Source organism: Kineococcus anabasis, assembly GCF_054590795.1.
Genome location: NZ_BAAIHU010000001.1, coordinates 501662 through 520500, shown reverse-complemented (window position 1 = coordinate 520500; position 18839 = coordinate 501662). Strand labels below are relative to the sequence as shown.

Annotated in this window: 18 protein-coding genes, 1 pseudogene and 1 riboswitch; all 19 genes and pseudogenes read left to right on the top strand. The window is 76.6% G+C overall.

The genetic code is table 11. The annotated features are described in order from the left end of the window. The first annotated feature begins 160 nt into the window (after window positions 1-160). A complete protein-coding gene (locus ACYQBY_RS02355; protein ID WP_459642188.1) occupies window positions 161-1858 on the top strand; it encodes an ABC transporter substrate-binding protein in 1698 nt (565 codons plus the stop codon). A 46-nt stretch (window positions 1859-1904) separates the two neighbouring features. Continuing rightward, a complete protein-coding gene (locus ACYQBY_RS02350; protein WP_459642187.1) occupies window positions 1905-2909 on the top strand; it encodes an ABC transporter permease in 1005 nt (334 codons plus the stop codon). Next, window positions 2906-3823 (top strand): ABC transporter permease, encoded by a 918-nt coding sequence (locus tag ACYQBY_RS02345; protein ID WP_459642186.1) that lies wholly within the window; start codon window positions 2906-2908, stop codon window positions 3821-3823. The genes ACYQBY_RS02350 and ACYQBY_RS02345 overlap by 4 nt, the downstream gene beginning before the upstream one ends. Beyond that, a complete protein-coding gene (locus tag ACYQBY_RS02340) occupies window positions 3820-4941 on the top strand; it encodes an ABC transporter ATP-binding protein (RefSeq protein ID WP_459642185.1) in 1122 nt (373 codons plus the stop codon). Before ACYQBY_RS02345 ends, ACYQBY_RS02340 begins: the two co-directional genes overlap by 4 nt. Continuing rightward, complete coding sequence (locus ACYQBY_RS02335; RefSeq protein WP_459642184.1) at window positions 4938-6014, top strand: ABC transporter ATP-binding protein; 1077 nt, start codon at window positions 4938-4940, stop codon at window positions 6012-6014. The genes ACYQBY_RS02340 and ACYQBY_RS02335 overlap by 4 nt, the downstream gene beginning before the upstream one ends. Before the next feature lie 164 nt (window positions 6015-6178). Further along, entirely contained in the window at window positions 6179-6508 is a 330-nt protein-coding gene (mihF, locus tag ACYQBY_RS02330) for an integration host factor, actinobacterial type (protein ID WP_459642183.1), read from the top strand. 38 nt (window positions 6509-6546) lie between these two features. After that, a complete protein-coding gene (gene gmk, locus ACYQBY_RS02325) occupies window positions 6547-7101 on the top strand; it encodes a guanylate kinase (RefSeq protein ID WP_459642450.1) in 555 nt (184 codons plus the stop codon). A 62-nt stretch (window positions 7102-7163) separates the two neighbouring features. Further along, window positions 7164-7427 carry a DNA-directed RNA polymerase subunit omega gene (gene rpoZ, locus ACYQBY_RS02320; RefSeq protein WP_459642182.1) on the top strand — a complete coding sequence of 88 codons (264 nt, stop codon included), beginning with the start codon at window positions 7164-7166 and terminating at the stop codon, window positions 7425-7427. Then, entirely contained in the window at window positions 7424-8680 is a 1257-nt protein-coding gene (gene coaBC, locus ACYQBY_RS02315; RefSeq protein WP_459642181.1) for a bifunctional phosphopantothenoylcysteine decarboxylase/phosphopantothenate--cysteine ligase CoaBC, read from the top strand. Before rpoZ ends, coaBC begins: the two co-directional genes overlap by 4 nt. Next, window positions 8677-9891, top strand: a complete 1215-nt coding sequence (metK, locus tag ACYQBY_RS02310; protein ID WP_459642180.1) for a methionine adenosyltransferase — start codon at window positions 8677-8679, stop codon at window positions 9889-9891. Before coaBC ends, metK begins: the two co-directional genes overlap by 4 nt. A gap of 57 nt (window positions 9892-9948) precedes the next feature. Next, window positions 9949-12012 carry a primosomal protein N' gene (locus ACYQBY_RS02305; RefSeq protein WP_459642179.1) on the top strand — a complete coding sequence of 688 codons (2064 nt, stop codon included), beginning with the start codon at window positions 9949-9951 and terminating at the stop codon, window positions 12010-12012. 67 nt (window positions 12013-12079) lie between these two features. After that, a complete protein-coding gene (def, locus tag ACYQBY_RS02300; protein ID WP_459642178.1) occupies window positions 12080-12625 on the top strand; it encodes a peptide deformylase in 546 nt (181 codons plus the stop codon). Window positions 12626-12628: 3 nt separating this feature from the next. Further along, window positions 12629-13558 carry a methionyl-tRNA formyltransferase gene (fmt, locus tag ACYQBY_RS02295; RefSeq protein WP_459642177.1) on the top strand — a complete coding sequence of 310 codons (930 nt, stop codon included), beginning with the start codon at window positions 12629-12631 and terminating at the stop codon, window positions 13556-13558. Window positions 13559-13603: 45 nt separating this feature from the next. Continuing rightward, window positions 13604-15229, top strand: coding sequence for an RsmB/NOP family class I SAM-dependent RNA methyltransferase (locus tag ACYQBY_RS02290; RefSeq protein WP_459642176.1), 1626 nt, complete (start codon window positions 13604-13606; stop codon window positions 15227-15229). 87 nt (window positions 15230-15316) lie between these two features. Then, complete coding sequence (gene rpe / locus ACYQBY_RS02285) at window positions 15317-15976, top strand: ribulose-phosphate 3-epimerase (RefSeq protein WP_459642175.1); 660 nt, start codon at window positions 15317-15319, stop codon at window positions 15974-15976. Between the two features lie 147 nt (window positions 15977-16123). Further along, a riboswitch (FMN riboswitch) is annotated at window positions 16124-16253 on the top strand. Between the two features lie 134 nt (window positions 16254-16387). Further along, on the top strand, window positions 16388-17002 hold the full coding sequence (locus tag ACYQBY_RS02280; protein ID WP_459642174.1) for a riboflavin synthase: 615 nt from the start codon (window positions 16388-16390) through the stop codon (window positions 17000-17002). Further along, entirely contained in the window at window positions 16999-17691 is a 693-nt protein-coding gene (pnuC, locus tag ACYQBY_RS02275) for a nicotinamide riboside transporter PnuC (protein ID WP_459642173.1), read from the top strand. The genes ACYQBY_RS02280 and pnuC overlap by 4 nt, the downstream gene beginning before the upstream one ends. Beyond that, window positions 17688-18308, top strand: a pseudogene (ribB, locus tag ACYQBY_RS02270) (3,4-dihydroxy-2-butanone-4-phosphate synthase); the annotation flags it as partial. The gene pnuC and the pseudogene ribB, both read left to right, overlap by 4 nt. A 23-nt stretch (window positions 18309-18331) precedes the next feature. Further along, window positions 18332-18814, top strand: a complete 483-nt coding sequence (gene ribH / locus ACYQBY_RS02265; RefSeq protein ID WP_459642172.1) for a 6,7-dimethyl-8-ribityllumazine synthase — start codon at window positions 18332-18334, stop codon at window positions 18812-18814. Window positions 18815-18839: the final 25 nt, after the last annotated feature.

Genomic DNA, 18839 nt, shown 5'->3' with positions numbered 1-18839 from the left:
ACCCGCGACGGGGCACGACACGCCGCATGTCGGGACGGGAACTTTCACGTCACTTCTGGGTTACGCCATAGGATCCCCGGCGGTGGAGCGCGATGCAGCGCTTATCGTCCGGTCGGCCGCGTGCCCACGTGTCCGTCCCCGATCGACAACGAGGTTGCCCATGTCCCCGTCCGGCCCCACCGTGCGCAGGGTCGCCGCAGCCCTCGCGGTCGCCGCCCTGACCGCCACGACCGCAGCCTGCGCCGAGAGCGAGCGCGACCAGCCCGAGGAGGCCGGCGCCTCCGGCGCCGGCGGCAGCGGCGGCGGCACGTTCGTCTTCGCCGCCTCCTCCGACCCCAGCAGCCTCGACCCCTCCTTCGCCAGCGACGGCGAGACCTTCCGCGTCGCCCGGCAGATCTTCGAGGGCCTCGTGGGCACCGAGCCCGGCACCCCCGACCCCGCCCCGCTGCTCGCGGAGTCCTGGACCGCCGCCCCCGACGGGCTGTCCTACACCTTCGAGCTGAAGAAGGGCGTGACGTTCCACGACGGCACCGCCTTCGACGCCGAGGCCGTCTGCGCGAACTTCGAGCGCTGGTTCAACCGCACCGGCATCCAGCAGTCCGAGAACCTCTCGTACTACTACCGCTCCCTCTTCCGCGGCTTCAAGGAGAACTCCGACCCCGCCCTCGGGCAGCCGCTGTACAAGGCGTGCACCGCCGAGGACGCCGACACCGCGCGCGTCGAGCTGAACTCCCCGTACACCGGCTTCATCGCCGCCATGTCGCTGCCGGCGTTCTCCATGCAGAGCCCCACCGCCATCGAGAAGCACCAGGGCAACGACGTGGGCGGCACCGACGAGGACCCCCGCTTCTCCGAGTACGCCTCCGCCCACCCCACCGGCACCGGCCCCTTCGTCTTCGACGGCTGGGAGCGCGGCCAGCAGGTCACCCTCAAGCCCTACGCCGACTACTGGGGCGAGAAGGCGAAGCTCGACCGCGTCGTCATCCGCACCATCGCCGAGGGCACCGCCCGCCGCCAGGCCCTGCAGAACGGCGACATCGACGGCTACGACCTCGTCGCCCCCGCCGACGTCGCCGCCCTGGAGTCCGCCGGCCTGCAGGTCCTGCAGCGCGACCCGTTCAACATCCTCTACCTCGGCATGAACCAGGCGAACCCCGTGCTGGCCGACCCCAGGGTGCGCCAGGCCATCGCCCACGCCATCGACAAGGACGCCCTCGTCAAGGGCACCCTGCCGGAGGGCACCGAGCCCGCCACCCAGTTCGTCCCCGACAGCGTCCCCGGCTACAGCGACTCCGTGCCGCAGTACCCCTACGACCCGGCGAAGGCGAAGGCGCTGCTCGCCGAGGCCGGCACCCCCACCCTGGAGATCCCCTTCCAGTACCCCACGGGCGTCTCCCGCCCCTACATGCCCAACCCCGAGGACACCTTCAAGAACATCTCCGCCCAGCTCGCCGAGGTCGGCATCACCGTGAAGGCCGAGGGCCTGAAGTGGACCCCGGACTACCTCGACCGCATCCAGGGCGGCTCCGACCACGGCCTGCACCTGCTGGGGTGGACCGGCGACTACAGCGACCCGGACAACTTCCTCGGCGTCTTCTTCGGCGCGAAGTCCAGCGAGTGGGGCTTCGAGGACCCCGCGCTGTTCTCGGCGCTGGCCGCGGCCCGCGCCCTGCCCTCCGCCGACCAGCAGGCCCCCGCCTACGAGCAGATCAACAACCAGGTCATGACGCTGCTGCCCGGCATCCCGCTGGCCAGCCCCGTGCCCTCCCTCGCCTTCGCCGCCGAGGTGAAGGGCTACCAGCCCAGCCCCGTCCAGGACGAGGTCTGGAACACCGTCACCGTGGAGGACGCGAGCTGATGCGCCGCGGCGGTGCCGGCCGGGCACGGAGCGGGGGAGCGGGCAGGTGCTGAGCCTCGTCGTGCGCCGGCTCGGCCTCCTCGTCCCCTCCCTCCTCGGGCTCAGCGTGCTGCTGTTCGCATGGCTGCGCGCCCTGCCCGGCGACCCCGCGCGCGCCATGCTCGGGGAGCGCGCCACCGCGGCCGGCATCGCCGAGGTCAACCGTCTCTACGGCTTCGACCAGCCGCTGCTGCAGCAGTACCTCACCTACGTGCGGCGGATGGTCACGGGGGACTTCGGGAACTCCACCCGCACCGGGCAGCCGGTGCTGGCGACGTTCCTGGAGCGGTTCCCCGCCACGGTCGAGCTGGCCGTCGCGGCGCTGCTCCTCGCGGTGCTCCTGGGCCTGCCCCTGGGGTACCTCGCGGCGCGGCGCAGCGGCGGCTGGCTCGACCAGCTCGTCGTCGGCACCTCCCTGCTCGGCGTGGTGGTGCCGGTGTTCTTCCTCGCCTTCCTGCTCAAGTGGCTGTTCGCGCTGGAGCTGGGCTGGCTGCCCACCGCCGGGCGGCAGGACCCCCGCATCGACGCCACCCACGTCACGAACCTCTACGTCCTGGACGGGCTGCTCACCCGGGAGTGGGACGCCTCCTGGGACGCGCTGGTGCACCTGGTCCTGCCCGCCGTGGCGCTCGGCGCGATCCCGCTGGCCATCGTCGTGCGCATCACCCGCGCCTCCGTGCTGGACGTGCTCTCCGAGGACCACGTCCGCACCGCCGAGGCCAAGGGCCTGCTGCGCTGGACCGTCAGCCGCCGGCACGTCCTGCGCAACGCGATGCTGCCCGTCTCCACCACCCTGGGCCTGCAGGCCGGGGCGCTGCTCGCGGGGGCGGTGCTCACCGAGACGGTGTTCGCGTTCAACGGCATCGGGGAGTACCTGTTCCAGGCCGTCAACCAGCTCGACTACCCCGTCCTGCAGGGGTTCATCCTCGCCATCGCCGTCATCTACGCCCTCGTGAACCTCCTCGTGGACGTCAGCTACGGCCTCCTCGACCCCAGGGTGCGCCTGTCGTGACCGCCACCACCGCCATCGCCGCCGAGGCGGAGAAGAACCCCGGCACCGTCGAGGGCGCCGGGCGCGCCGCCGCCGTCGCCGGGCGGCTGCGCCGCGACCCCGCCGCGTGGGTGGGCGCGGCCATCGTCACCGCCTTCGTGGTGGTCGCGCTCGCCGCCCCCCTCATCGCCCCCTACTCCCCGGCGGGCTCGCAGTGGATCCGGGAGATCACCCCCGCCGACGTGCCCGGCCCCTCGGAGGAGCACCTGCTCGGGCTGGACTCCTTCGGCTCGGACCTGTTCACCCAGCTCGTGTACGGCGCCCGGCAGTCCCTCGTCATCGGGGTCGTCTCCACGCTCCTCGGCCTGCTCGTCGGCGCCGCGCTCGGCGTGCTCTCCGGCGGGATCGGCGGCTGGGTGGACACCGCCGTCATGCGCGTCGTCGACATCATGCTGTCGGTGCCGGCGCTGCTGCTGGCGGTCAGCGTCGCCGCCGTCGTGGGCCGCAGCGCCACCTCCATCATGGTCGCGATCGCCGCGGCCCAGGTGCCCGTCTTCGCCCGGCTGCTGCGCGCCTCGCTGCTGTCCCAGCGGGGCCAGGACTACGTCCTCGCGCTGCGCTCCCTGGGCCTGCGCGAGCGGCGCATCGTCGTGGGCCACATGCTCCCGAACTCCCTGGGGCCCCTGCTCGTGCAGGCCACCCTCGTCCTGGCGACGGCCGTCATCGAGGTCGCCGCGCTGTCCTTCCTCGGGCTCGGCGACCCCGACCCGGCCGTCGCGGAATGGGGACGCATGCTCGTCAAGGCCCAGGAACGCCTCGAGGCCGACCCGCAGCTCGCGCTGTGGCCGGGTGCCTGCATCGCGGTCACCGCACTGGGTTTCACCCTGCTCGGGGAGTCCCTCCGCCAGGCCCTCGACCCGCGGTCGCGCCGGTGAGCGCCGCCGCGCAGGCCCGCCGCGACGACGCCGTCCCCGTCCCGCCCGGGGAGGCGCTGCTGTCGGTGCGGGACCTGCGGGTGCAGTTCGTGCGCCGGGGCGCCGCCCCGGTCACCGCCGTCGACGGCGTCTCCTTCGACGTCGGGGCGGGGGAGGTCCTCGGCCTCGTCGGGGAGTCCGGGTGCGGCAAGTCCGTGACCTCCCTCGCCGTGATGGGCCTGCTGCCGGAGCGGACCTCCCGCGTCAGCGGGGAGGTCCGCTTCGCCGGGCGCGACCTGCTCACGATGCCCGCCCAGCGGCTGCGGGACCTGCGCGGCCGCGAGCTCGGCATGGTGTTCCAGGACCCCATGACCTCCCTCAACCCGGTCGTGACCCTGGGCACGCAGGTCACGGAGGTCCTGCGCCGCCACGAGGGGATGGGCCGGCGCGAGGCGAGGGAGCGGGCCGCGGACCTGCTGCGCGGCGTCGGCATCCCCGACCCCGTGCGCAGGCTGGGGGAGTACCCCCACCAGCTCTCCGGCGGGATGCGCCAGCGCGCGCTCATCGCGATCGCCCTGGCCTGCCGGCCGCGGCTGCTCATCGCCGACGAGCCCACCACCGCCCTCGACGTCACCATCCAGGCGCAGGTGCTGGACCTGCTCCAGCAGCTCGTGAGGGAGTCCGGCACGGCCATGGTCCTCATCACCCACGACCTCGGCGTCGTCGCCGGCCTGTGCGACCGCGTCGACGTCCTCTACGCCGGACGGGTGGTGGAGTCCGCGGGGCGCCACGACCTCTTCGCCGCGCCCCGCCACCGCTACACCCAGGGCCTGCTGCGCTCGGTGCCGCGCACCGACGCCTCCGGCAGGGTGCCGCTGACACCGGTGCCCGGCTCCGTGCGCGACCAGCTGCCCTGGAGCACCGGCTGCGCGTTCCTGCCCCGCTGCCACCGCGGCGACGAGGGCTGCCGCACCGGGCGCCTGGAGCTGGAGCCGCGCGCGCCCCGCGACGCCGCGGCCACCCCCGCGCACCGGGCCCGCTGCGTGCACCCGGCCGGCCTCGACGACCTGCCCGGCGACGGGACCGGCCCGCGCTCCGGCGGCACCTCCGGCGCCACCGCGGCCCAGGTGCGCCCGTGAGCGCCCGCCCGGCCGCGGCCGCCGGCCCCGGCGCCACCCCGGCGCCACCGGAGGAGCCGCTGCTGCGGGTGCGCGGCCTGCAGGTGCACTACCCGATCCGCCGCGGCGCGCTGCTGCAGCGCACCGTCGGGCACGTGCGGGCCGTGGACGGGGTGGACCTCGACGTGCCGCGCGGCACCACGTACGGCCTCGTCGGCGAATCGGGGTGCGGCAAGTCCACCCTGGGGCGGGCCGTGCTGCGGCTGACGGAACCCACCGCCGGCAGCGTCACCGTCGACGGCACCGATGTGCGCGCCCTGCGCCCCGCCGAGCTGCGCCGGGCCCGCGTGCGGATGCAGATGGTGTTCCAGGACCCCCTCGCCAGCCTGGACCCCCGCCAGAGCGTGGAGGCCGCCCTCTCCGAGCCGCAGAAGGTGCACGGCGTCCCCGGCGGGCCCACCGCCTGGCGGCGGCGCACCGCGGAGCTGCTGGAGCGCGTCGGGCTGCCCGCGGCGGCCGCGGCGAAGTACCCGCACGAGTTCTCCGGAGGGCAGCGCCAGCGCATCGGCATCGCCCGCGCCCTCGTCCTCGGGCCCTCCCTGGTGGTGGCGGACGAGCCGGTCTCCGCGCTCGACGTCTCCGTGCAGGCGCAGGTCATCACGTTGCTGGAGGAGCTGCAGGCCGACCTGGGCCTGACCTACCTCGTCATCGCCCACGACCTGGCGGTCGTGCGGCACATGAGCCGCACCGTGGGTGTGATGTACCTCGGCGCCCTCGTGGAGGAGGCCCCGACCGAGGAGCTGTACGGCCGGCCCCTGCACCCCTACACCCGGGCGCTGCTCTCCGCCGCGCCCGTGCCCGACCCGCTCGTGGAGGAGCGCCGCGAGCGGATCCTGCTGCGCGGTGACCTGCCCAGCCCCGCCGACCCGCCGCCGGGCTGCCGGTTCCAGACCCGCTGCCCGTGGCGGCAGCCCACCCGCTGCGCCGACGAGGTGCCGCCGCTGCGGGAGCCCGCCCCCGGTCACCGGGTCGCCTGCCACTGGGCGGAGGAGATCGAGGCGGGCTCGCTGGAGCCGTCCGCCACCGGCCGGTGACCCACCGGGAAAGGCCCGCGGCACGCCGGACCCAGCGTTGCCGCAGGTCAGGCCAGTCGCTAGGTTTCGGGCACGAGACAACGTCCCGCTCGACCGCGGCGGACGGCGGTGCGGCTGACCCGTCCCGCCCCGGCACCACCGCCGCAGAAGGACCTAGGTGACCCGTGGCCCTGCCGCCCCTGACCGCCGAACAGCGCGCCGCCGCCCTGGAGAAGGCCGCCGCCGCGCGTCGCGAGCGGGCCCAGGTGAAGAACCGCCTGAAGAACGCCGACGGCTCCCTCGACGAGGTCATCGCCAAGGGCCAGGAGGACGAGGTCGTCGGCAAGATGAAGGTCTCGGCGCTGCTGGAGTCCCTGCCGAACGTCGGCAAGGTCCGCGCGAAGCAGATCATGGCCGAGATCGGGATCTCCGAGTCCCGGCGCGTGCGCGGCCTCGGTGCCCACCAGATCGCGGCGCTGGTGCAGCGCTTCGGCTCCGGTGGGGGCTCGTCCTGACCGCCGCGCACCCAGCACCCGACGGGCGCGAGCACCGCCTGACGGTCCTCGCCGGCCCCACGGCCGTCGGCAAGGGCACCGTCTCCGCCGACCTGCGCACCCGCTACCCCGGCATCTGGATCTCGGTGTCGGCCACCACCCGCACCCGCCGGCCCGGCGAGGTGGACGGTGTGCACTACCACTTCGTCGACGACGCCGAGTTCGACCGGCTGGTGGCCTCCGGGGAGCTGCTGGAGTGGGCGCAGGTCCACGGCCGGCACCGCTACGGCACCCCGCGCGGTCCCGTCGAACAGGTCCTGGCCTCCGGCCGGCCCGCGCTGCTGGAGATCGACCTGGCCGGTGCCCGGCAGGTGCGCCGCGCCATGCCCGAGGCCGGGTTCGTCTTCCTCGCCCCGCCCAGCTGGGAGGAGCTGGTCCGCCGCCTCGTCGGGCGCGGCACCGAGGACGAGGCCGAGCGCGAACGGCGCCTGGCCACCGCCCGCGCCGAGCTCGCCGCCGAGCCGGAGTTCGACGTCACCATCGTCAACGACGACGTCCGGCGGGCCACCGACGAGCTTGTATCGTGGATGGGTCTGCCCGTCCGCACCGCCTGACCTCCCGCCCGACCTCCCGCCGCAGCCGCGCGGGAGCGCACCCGATCCGAGGAGCCCCACCCGTGGCCGGAACCGTCGCCTCGCCCGAGGGCATCACCAACCCGCCCATCGACGAGCTGCTCGCCAAGGCGGACTCCAAGTACGCCCTCGTCATCTTCGCGGCCAAGCGCGCCCGCCAGGTGAACGCGTACTACTCCCAGCTCGGCGAGGGCCTGCTGGAGTACGTCGGCCCCCTGGTGGAGACCCACGTCCAGGAGAAGCCCCTGTCCGTCGCCCTGCGCGAGATCAACGAGGGCCTGCTGACCGCGGAGCCCACCGAGCAGTGAGCGCACGCCCCCGCGTCGTCCTCGGCGTCGCGGGCGGCATCGCCGCCTACAAGGCCGTCCTGCTGCTGCGGGAGCTCGCCGAGAGCGGCCACGACGTGCGCGTCGTGCCGACCGAGGCCGCGCTGCGCTTCGTCGGGCGCCCCACGTGGGAGGCGCTGTCCGGGCACCCGGTGAGCACGGACGTCTGGGACGGCGCGGCGGACGTCCCGCACGTGCGGACCGGCCGGGAGGCCGACCTCGTCGTCGTCGCCCCCGCCACCGCCGACCTGCTGGCGCGCGCGGCGCACGGCCTGGCCGACGACCTCCTCACCAACGTGCTGCTCACCGCCACCTGCCCGGTGCTGCTAGCCCCCGCGATGCACACCGAGATGTGGCTGCACCCGGCCACGCAGGCCAACGTCGCGCTGCTGCGCTCCCGCGGCGTCGTGGTGCTCGACCCCGCCTCCGGCCGCCTCACCGGCGCCGACTCCGGCCCCGGCCGCCTGCCCGAGCCCGCCGACCTCGCCGCCGCCTGCCGCCGCGTCCTCGGCGCCGGGCCCCGCCCGCGCGACCTCGCGGGGCGGCGCGTGGTGGTCAGCGCCGGAGGCACCCGCGAGCCGCTGGACCCGGTGCGCTGGCTGGGCAACCGCTCCTCCGGGCGCCAGGGCGCCGCGATCGCCGCCGCCGCCGCCGCGCGCGGTGCCGACGTGACCCTCGTGGCCGCCGCCGTCGAGGTGCCGCTGCCCGCCGTGGCCCGCGTCGTGCGGGTGGGCACCGCGGCGCAGCTGCGCGAGGCCGTCCTCGACGCCGCGCGCGGCGCCGACCTCGTCGTCATGGCCGCGGCCGTGGCGGACTTCGCCCCGCTGCACCGCGGCCGGCACAAGATCAAGAAGTCGGACGACGGCTCGGACGCGCCGGTGCTGGAGCTGACGCGCACCCCCGACGTCCTCGCCGAGCTGGTCCGCACCCGCACCGGCGCCTCCCCGGTCCTGGTGGGCTTCGCCGCCGAGACCGGCGACGAGCACGGCGACGTCCTCGCGCACGGCCGCCGCAAGCTGGCCCGCAAGGGCTGCGACCTGCTCGTCGTCAACGAGGTGGGCGAGGAGCGCGGCTTCGGCACCCCCACCAACGCCGTGGTCCTGCTCGGCGCCGACGGCAGCGAGCGGGCCGTCGCCGAGACCGGCAAGGAGGTCGTGGCCGAGGCGGTCCTCGACGCGGCCGTCCCTATGCTGACCACGATCCCGCCCCCCGACGCCGAACTGGAGTCCGAGTGACCAGCACCAGCCCCACCTCCGAGAGACTCTTCACCTCGGAGTCGGTGACCGAGGGCCACCCGGACAAGATCTGCGACCAGATCAGCGACGGCATCCTCGACGAGCTGCTGCGCCAGGACCCCCGCAGCCGCGTCGCGGTGGAGACCATGGTCACCACCGGCCTGGTGCACATCGCCGGCGAGGTCACCACCGAGGCGTGGGCCGACATCCCCCGCATCGTGCGCCAGACCCTCCTCGGCATCGGGTACGACTCCTCCGCCAAGGGCTTCGACGGGCGCACCTGCGGCGTGGAGGTCTCCATCGGCTCGCAGTCGCCCGACATCGCCCAGGGCGTGGACGAGGCGTGGGAGAACCGCCAGGCCGGGGCCGGGCAGGACCCGCTGGACCTGCAGGGCGCGGGCGACCAGGGCCTGATGTTCGGTTACGCCTGCGACGACACCCCCGAGCTGATGCCCCTGCCGATCTGGGTGGCGCACCGGCTCTCCCAGCGGCTCTCCGAGGTGCGCAAGAAGGGCGAGATCCCCTACCTGCGCCCCGACGGCAAGACGCAGGTCACCATCGGCTACGACGGCGACCGCCCCGTGCGCCTGGACACGGTCGTGCTGTCCACCCAGCACGAGCCGGACGTGGACCTCGTCACGAAGCTGACCCCCGACGTGCGCCAGCTCGTCGTCGAGCCGGTCCTTGAGGGGCTGTCCATCGACACCTCCGACATCCGCCTGCTGGTCAACCCCACCGGCCGCTTCGAGATCGGCGGGCCCATGGGCGACGCCGGCCTCACCGGGCGCAAGATCATCGTCGACACGTACGGCGGCATGGCACGGCACGGCGGCGGGGCGTTCTCCGGCAAGGACCCCTCCAAGGTGGACCGCTCCGCCGCCTACGCCATGCGCTGGGTCGCCAAGAACGTCGTCGCCGCCGGCCTGGCCCGCCGCTGCGAGGTGCAGGTCGCCTACGCCATCGGCAAGGCGCACCCCGTCGGGCTGTACGTGGAGACCTTCGGCACCGAGACGGTGCCCGTGGCCGCCGTGGGCCGCGCCGTGCGCGAGGTGTTCGACCTGCGCCCCGCCGCGATCGTGCGGGACCTGGACCTGCTGCGCCCCATCTACGCGCAGACCTCGGCCTACGGGCACTTCGGCCGTTCCCTGCCGGACTTCACCTGGGAGCGCACCGACCGCGTCGACGCCCTCCGCGAGGCCGCCCGCGTCTGATCCGCCCCCGCCGCCGGCGCCCCCCGGGGCGTCGGCGGCGGCTGGTTGACTGCCGTGGTGCCCGACGCGCAGGAGAGCGAGCAGGCCGCGCCCCCGGCGCGGCCCACCCGCCCGCGCCCCCGCGTGCGCGGCGCGGCTCGGCCGGCGGCCCTGGCCGGGACCGACCCCGTGGCCCGCGTGGTCGTGAGCGTGGCCCCCGCCCACCTGGACCGGCCCTTCGACTACGCGGTGCCCGCCGCGATGGAGGGCACCGCCGTCCCCGGCGCCCTGGTGCGGGTGCCGTTCGCCGGCGCCGACGTCGAGGGCTACGTCCTCGAGCGCGCCGCCGCCAGCGACTTCCCCGGCCGGCTCGCGCCCCTGCGCCGGGTCGTCACCGGCCTGCCCGTCCTCACCCCGCAGGTGCTGCGGCTGGCCCGCGCCCTCGCCGAGCGCTACGCCGGGACCCTCGCCGACGTGCTGCGCCTGGCGGTCCCCGGCCGGCACGCCGGCGCGGAGGCCGGTGTGCTCGCCGAGCCGCCCGGCACCCCGCCCGCCCGCGTGGAGGCCCCGCCGGAGGTGGGGGACTGGGCCGCCCACCAGGCCGGGGCAGCCTTCCTGCAGCACCTGCGCGCCGGCCGCTCCCCGCGGGCCGTGGCCTCCCTCGTGCCCGGCACCGACTGGCCCGACGCCCTCGCGCTGGCGGCCGCCGCCTGCCTGGGCTCCGGGCGCGGGGTGCTCCTCGTGGTGCCCGACCACCGCGACCTCGACCGGCTCGACGCCGCGCTCGGCCGCCGGCTGCCGCCGGGCGCGCACGTGCGGCTGGAGGCCGAGGCCGGGCCCGCCGCCCGCTACCGCGCCTTCTGCCGGGCCCTCACCGGCCGCGCGCACGTCGTGGCCGGCACCCGCGCCGCGGCGCTCGCCCCCGTCGAGCGCCTCGGCCTCGTCGTGGTCTGGGACGACGGCGACGACCTGCACTCCGAGCAGCACAGCCCCTACCCCCACGTGCGGGAGGTCGCCGTGCTGCGCGCCGAGCAGGACGGCGCCGCGGCCCTGCTGGCCGGGTTCTCCCGCACCCCCGAGGCGCAGCTGCTGCTGGAGCGCGGCTGGGCGCGGGAGGTCAGCGCCCCGCACGCCACCGTCCGCGAGCGCGCCCCCCGCGTCGCGGTCGCCGGCGCGGGCGGTCCCGGACCGCAGGACCCCCTCGCCGCCTCCGCCCGCCTGCCCAGCGACTCCTGGCGGGCCATGCGCGCCGCCCTGCGGGAGGGCCCCGTCCTGCTGCAGGTCCCGCGCGCGGGGTACGTGCCCTCGCTGGCGTGCGGCACCTGCCGCGCCCCCGCCCGCTGCCTGCACTGCGCCGGCCCCCTCGCCGTGCCCGCCGCGGACGAGCCGGCGGCCTGCCGCTGGTGCGGGCGGCCCGCCGCGGCGTGGGCCTGCCCGCGCTGCGAGGGCACCCGCTGGCGGGCCGTCGTCACCGGCGCCCGCCGCACCGCCGAGGAGCTGGGCCGCGCCTTCCCCGGTGTTCCCGTGCGCACCTCCGGCGGCACGCAGGTGCTGGACCGGGTCGGGCCCGAGCCGGCGCTGGTGGTCTCCACCCCCGGCGCCGAGCCCGTCGCCGAGGGCGGCTACGCCGCCGCGCTGCTCCTCGACGGCTGGGCGCTGCTGCAGCGCCCGGACCTGCGCGCCGGGGAGGAGGCCCTGCACCGGTGGATGAACGCCGCCGCCCTCGTGCGCGGCGCCGACCGCGGCGGGGTGGTCTCCCTCGTCGCCGACCCGCAGGCACCCGCCGCCCAGGCCCTCGTGCGCTGGGACCCCGCCGGCCACGCCGCCCGCGAGCTCGCCGAGCGGGCCGAGCTGTCCCTGCCCCCCGCCGCGCGGCTGGCCGGCCTGCTCGGGGAGGACGCCGACGTGCGCGAGGCCCTCGGCGCGCTGACCCTGCGGCCCGGCTGGCGGGTGCTGGGCCCCGTGCCGGTGTCCGTGCCCGGCCGCTCCCCGGGCGCCCCGCCGCTGGTGCGCGCCGTGGTGGAGGCACCCCTCGCCGAGGGCGGGGCGCTGGCCGCGGAGGTCAAGGCGCTGCTGACCGGGCGCAGCGCCCGCAAGCAGGGCACCGTGCGCGCCCGCATCGACCCCGTCGACATCGGCTGAGCCGCCGGGGCCGTCCGCCGCGGCGACTACGATCGGGGGGAACCCCCGCACCGACCCGAGGAGAGACGTGGCGATCCAGCCGATCCGGCTGTTCGGGGACCCCGTGCTGCGCCAGCGCGCCGCCGAGGTCACCGACTTCGACAAGGAGCTGCGGCGGCTCGTCAAGGACCTCGAGGACACCATGATGGACGCCCCCGGCGCGGGCCTGGCGGCACCGCAGATCGGGGTGTCCCTGCGCGTGTTCACGTACTTCGTCGACGGCGAGCTCGGGCACCTCGTCAACCCGCAGCTCGACCTGTCCGAGGAGTGCCAGGACGGGGAGGAGGGGTGCCTGTCCTTCCCCGGCATCCTGGCCGACACCCGCCGCTCCCTGCACGTGGTCGCGAGGGGTCAGGACGTGCACGGCGAACCCCTCGTCATCGAGGGCTCCGAGCTCCTCGCCCGCGCGATCCAGCACGAGACCGACCACCTCGACGGCGTCCTCTTCATCGACCGTCTCGACGCGGCGCAGCGCAGGCTGGCGATGAAGGCCGTGCGGGAGGCCGAGTGGATGGGGCAGGGCACCCCGCGGGTCGAGTTCAGCCCGCACGCCACCTTCGGCAAGGCGCTGTAACCGGTGCGGCTCGTCTTCGCCGGCACCCCCGACGTGGCGGTCCCGGCCCTCGAGGCCCTGCTCGCCTCCGCGCACGAGGTGGTGGCGGTGGTCTCCCGGCCCGACGCCCCCGCCGGTCGCGGGCGGCGGCAGTCCGTCTCGCCCGTCGCCGCCCTCGCCCGCGAGGCCGGCCTGCCGCTGCTGCAGCCCCGCCGGCCCGCCGAGCCGGAGTTCCTCGCCGCGCTGCGGGAGCTGGAGCCCGACTGCTGCCCGGTGGTCGCCTACGGCGCGCTCGTGCCGCGCGCCGCCCTGGACGTGCCCCGGCAGGGCTGGGTGAACCTGCACTTCTCCCTGCTGCCGGCCTGGCGCGGCGCCGCGCCCGTGCAGCGCGCGGTGATGGCGGGGGACGCGGTCACCGGTGCCTGCACGTTCCTGCTGGAGGAGGGCCTGGACACCGGCCCGGTCCTGGGGAGCCTGAGCGAGCAGGTCGGTGCCCGCGACACCTCGGGGGACCTGCTGGGCCGCCTCGCCGTGCGCGGCGCGGACCTGCTGGTGAGCACCCTCGACGCGCTGGAGGCGGGGACGGCGCGGGCCGTCCCGCAGCCGGCGGAGGGCGTGAGCCTGGCGCCCAAGCTCGGCGTGGAGGAGGCCCGCGTGGACTTCTCCGCCCCCGCGGACGCCGTGGACCGGCTGGTGCGCGGCTGCACACCGGCGCCCGGGGCGTGGACGACGCTGCGCGGTCAGCGGGTCAAGCTGGGCCCCGTGCTGCCCGCGGCCGTCCCCGGCGTGGTGCTCGCCCCGGGTGAGGTGCACGTGGAGCGGGACCGGGTGCTCGTGGGCACGGGCACCGGCCCCGTCGAGCTGGGCGAGGTGCAGCCCGCGGGCAAGCGGCCGATGCCCGCGGCGGCGTGGGCGCGCGGGGTGCGCCCCGGGCCCGGGGAGCGGCTGGGATGACGACGGGGACGACGACGGGGACGACGGACGGCTGGGGGACGCGGCGTGGCTGAGGGCGGCGAGCGGCGGCCCGGTGGTCAGGGCGGCGGTCAGCGCGGCGGTGGGCGCTCCGGCGGGCCCGGGGGCGGCGCGCGCCGTCCCTCCGGGGGCTCCCGCGGCGGCGAGCGGCAGGGCGGCGGCCAGGGCGGCGGCGGTCGGGGGAGCGCTGGGCGCGAGGGGGAGGCGACACCCCGCCGGGGCGTTCAACAGGACCGCTTCACCAGCGTCGACCCCGCCCGGCGTGCGGCCTTCGACGTGCTGCGCGCGGTGGAGGCCGAGGACGCCTACGCCAACCTCGTGCTGCCGCAGGTGCTGCGCCAGCGGCGCATCTCCGGGCGCGACGCCGCCTTCGCCACCGAGCTGGCGTACGGGGTGCTGCGCGGGCGCGGCACCTACGACGCCGTGCTCCAGGCCTGCCTGGACCGCCCGCTCGCCGGGCTCGACCCGCCTGTGCTGGACGTGCTGCGCCTCGGGGCGCACCAGCTGCTGGCCATGCGCGTCCCCGACCACGCCGCCGTCGCCACCAGCGTCGCGCTGACCCGCGTGGCGGTGGGCGCGGGCGCCTCCGGCCTCGTCAACGCGGTGCTGCGCAGGCTCGGCGGGCAGGACCTGACCGCGTGGCTGGAGGAGGTCGCCCCCGCCGGGGGCACCGCGCCCGACACCGCGCTGGCGGTGCGGCACTCCCACCCCGAGTGGGTGGTGCGCTCCCTGCGGGAGGCGCTGCGCGCCCACGGGCAGGACCCCGCACAGCTGCCGGCGCTGCTGGAGGCCGACAACGCCGCCCCGGCCGTGGCGCTCACCGCGCTCCCGGGGCTGTGCGAGGCGGCCGAGCTGGTCGCCGCCGGGGCGCGGCCGGGCCGCTGGTCGCCCACCGCCGCCGTCCTGGGCGGCGGGGACCCGGGGGCGCTGCCCGCGGTGCGCGACGGGCGCGCCCGCGTGCAGGACGAGGGCAGCCAGCTCGCCGCGCTGCTCCTGGCCGCCGCCGAGGTCGAGGGCCGCGACGAGCGCTGGCTGGACCTGTGCGCCGGCCCGGGCGGCAAGGCGGCGGTGCTGGCGGCGCTGGCCGCCGGCCGGGGCGCGCACCTGGTGGCCGTGGAGGTCGCCGAGCACCGCGCCCGCCTCGTGGAGTCCTCCCTGCAGGCGGTCGTGCGCCGCGCCGCGCAGACGGGCGGGCAGGCACCGCGGGTGCGGGTCGCCGACGGCCGCGAGGTCGGCGGGGAGGAGCCGGGGGAGTACGACCGGGTCCTCGTCGACGCGCCGTGCACCGGCCTGGGCGCGCTGCGCCGCAGGCCCGAGTCGCGCTGGCGGCGCACCCCCGCGGACCTGGGCGCCCTCGGGCCCCTGCAGCGGGCCCTGCTGTCCTCGGCGGTGGCCGCGGTGCGCCCCGGCGGGGTGGTGGCGTACGTGACGTGCTCGCCGGTCCTGGCCGAGACGCGGCTGGTCGTCGACGACGTGGTGCGGGCGGCGGCGAAGGGGGGCAGCGGCGTGGAGCGGCTGGACACGGCCGCGCTGCTGGCCCCGCTCACCGGCGGCGCGGTGCCGGGCGCGGCGGCGGGCACGGCGGTGCAGCTGTGGCCGCACCTGCACGGCACCGACGCGATGCACGTGCAGCTCCTGCGCCGCACCTCCTGACGCCGCACCTCCTGACGCCGCACCCCGGCGCCCCGCGGAACCTCCGCCGGTCCGGGGGGTGCCGCGGTCCTCGGTAGGGTGCGCGCCGTGGGCATCCAGATCAACCCGAGCATCCTCTCCGCCGACTTCGCGAACCTGGAGGCGGAGCTGGGGCGCATCGCCGGCGCCGACTGGGCCCACGTCGACGTCATGGACGGGCACTTCGTCCCCAACCTCACGCTGGGCCTGCCGATCGTCGAGGCGCTGCTGAAGGTGTCCCCGGTGCCGCTGGACTGCCACCTCATGATCGAGGACCCCGACCGGTGGGCCCCCGCGTACGCCGAGGCCGGCGCGCAGGGCGTGACCTTCCACGCCGAGGCCGCGGCTGCGCCCGTGCGCCTGGCGCGGGAGCTGCGGCGGCACGGGGCGCGCGCGGGGGTGGCGCTGAAGCCCGCCACACCGGTGGAGCCGTTCGTGGACCTGCTGGCCGAGGTGGACATGCTGCTCGTCATGACCGTGGAGCCCGGGTTCGGGGGGCAGTCCTTCCTCGACGTGACCCTGCCCAAGATCCGGCGGGCGCGGGCGGCGATCGCCTCCTCCGGGCTGGACGTGTGGCTGCAGGTGGACGGCGGGGTCTCCGCGGCCACGATCGAGCGCGCCGCCGAGGCCGGGGCGGACGTGTTCGTGGCCGGCTCGGCCGTGTACGGCGCCGAGGACGCCGCGGCGGCCGTGGAGGAGCTGCGCGAGAAGGCCCGCGCCGCCTGCTGAGACCGCCCCCGGCCCCGCTCCCGGCCGCGCCACCGGCCCTGCCGGGGGCCCGCCCGCGGGTGGGCCGGGAATAGACCGGCCGCGTGGAACACTGATCCGGTGCGGGAACCACCCGCAGAGAAGAACCCACACAGCAGTACCCACGACATGCGTGCTCCGGGGTCGGTGCAATTCCGAACCGGCGGTGACAGTCCGCGACCCACCTCCGCGAGGAGGTGGTTGACCCGGTGGAACTCCGGGACCGACGGTGAAAGTCCGGATGGGAGGCGGCACGCGGCCTCGGGGGCTCCCGGCGTCGTGCGCCGGTCGCTGCCCGCTGCCCGTCGAGGGGCCCGTCCGCGATGCGGCGACCCCTCCGTCTCCTGCCCCTGCCCGCTGCCGCCGTCGCGGGGGGAGAGGAGGAGGGCGGACATGTTCACCGGGATCGTCGAGGAGGTCGGCGAGGTCCTCGCCGTCGAGCGGGGCGCGGACTCCGCGCGGCTGACCGTGCGGGGCCCCGTGGTCACCGCCGACGCCGTGCACGGGGCCTCCATCGCCGTCGACGGCGTCTGCCTCACCGTCGTGGAACAGCCCGACGCCACCTCCTTCACCGTCGACGTCATGGCCGAGACCCTGCACCGCAGCGCCCTGCGGGACGCCGCGGCCGGGCGGGCCGTGAACCTCGAGCGCCCCGTCCCCGTCGGCGGCCGCTTCGGCGGGCACGTCGTGCAGGGCCACGTCGACGGCACCGGCAGCGTGCTGGAGCGGGTCCCGGGGGAGCGCTGGGAGCTCGTGCGCGTGGCGCTGCCGGCGGAGCTGGCCCGCTACGTCGTGGAGAAGGGCTCCATCACCGTCGACGGGGTGTCCCTGACGGTCGTGGAGGTGGACGACGCCGTGCCCTCCTTCACCGTCTCCCTCATCCCCGCGACCCTGGAGGGCACCACGCTGGGGCGGCGCCGGGTCGGGGACCTGGTGAACCTCGAGGTGGACGTGCTGGCCAAGTACGTCGAGCGGCTCGTGGGCGCCCGGACGCAGGTGGCCCCGTGAACGCGCTGGAGTGGCTGCTGAGCGCCCAGATCGCCGTGGGCGGCGGTCACCTGCGGGTCTCGGAGGTCGTCGGCAACGTGTTCGGCCTGGCCTCCGCCCTGGGCGGGATGAGCCGGCGGGTGTGGGCGTGGCCGGTCGGCATCGTGGGCAACCTGCTGCTGCTGGCCGTCTTCCTCGGCGGGGTGTTCACCACCACGCAGGACACGTACCTGCTGGGGCAGGCCGCCCGCCAGGTGATGTTCGCCGTGGTGGCCGTGTACGGGTGGCGGGCCTGGCGGCGCAACCGTGCCGCCGGCGCGCGCGAGGCGGTCCGGCCCCGCTGGGCGTCCTGGCGCGAGCGCGCCGGGATGCTCGTCGTCGCGGTGGGTCTCACGGCGGTCCTGACCCCGGTGTTCCGGGCGCTGGGCTCCTGGGAGCCGGTCTGGTCGGACGCCTGGACGTTCACCGGCTCGCTCATCGCCACCTACGGCATGGCCCGCGGCTGGGTGGACTTCTGGCTGGTGTGGGTGGCCGTCGACGTCGTCGGGGTGCCGCTGCTGCTGCGCGCCGGCTTCTACCCCTCCGCCGTCATGTACGCGTTCTACGGCGTCTTCTGCGTCGTGGGCTTCGCGCTGTGGTGGCGTGCCGAGCGGCGCCAGAGCCGCGCCGTGCCCGGCCCGGGCGACCCGCTCGTCGAGGCCGTCGGATGAGCGCCCCGCCCGCCACGCCGACCGGGGCCCTCGCCGCGGCGCTGGAGTCGCTGCGCGCGGGCCGGCCCGTGCTCGTCGCCGACGCCGGGGACCGCGAGGACGAGGGCGACGTCGTCCTCGCGGCGGAGCTGGCGACCCCGGAGTGGGTGGGCTGGACCGTCCGGCACACCTCGGGGATGCTCTGCGCGCCGATGACGGCGGAGCGCGCGGCGGCCCTGGCGCTGCCGCCGATGGTGGAGCGCAACGAGGACTCCCTGCGCACGGACTACACGGTCAGCGTGGACGCCGCCGCGGGCATCTCCACGGGCATCTCCGCCGCCGACCGCGCCCGCACCCTGCGGGTGCTGGCCGACCCCGCGGCCACGCCCGGGGACCTGGTGCGGCCCGGCCACGTGTTCCCGCTGCGGGCCCGCCCGGGCGGGGTGCTGGAGCGGCCGGGCCACACGGAGGCGTCCGTGGAGCTGTGCCGCATGGCGGGGCTGCAGCCCGTGGCGGTCATCGCGGAGCTCGTCAACGACGACGGCTCGATGGCGCGGCGCGAGCAGGTGCTGGCGCTGGGTAGGCGTTTCGCGCTGCCGTTCGTCACGATCGAGGAACTGGCCGGGTACCTCGCGGCCACCGAGCACGGAGGAGGAGCCCGATGAGCGGAGACGGCAGCCCGGAGGTCGCGGTCGACGGCAGCGGTCTGAGCGTCGCGGTGGTCGCGGCGCGCTGGCACGAGGAGATCGTCACCGGCCTGCTGGAGGGCGCGCAGCGGGGCCTCGGGGACTGCGGGGTCACCGACGTCACCGTCGTCCGCGTCCCCGGGTCCTTCGAGCTGCCCGTCGCCGCCTCGCGCCTGGCGCAGCAGGGCCGCTTCGACGCCGTCGTCGCCCTCGGCGTGGTGATCCGCGGCGGCACCCCGCACTTCGACTACGTGTGCGAGGCCGCCACGATGGGCCTGACGGACGTGGCCGTGCGCACCGGGGTGCCGATCGGCTTCGGGGTCCTGACGGTGGACAACGAGTCGCAGGGCCTGCACCGGGCGGGGCTGCGCGGCTCGCGGGAGGACAAGGGCCGCGAGGCGGTGCTGGCCGCGCTGGAGACGGCGGTCGCGCTGCGCGAGGTCGCGCCGCGCGGCTGAGCCCCGGCCGTGCCCCTGCTGTGCC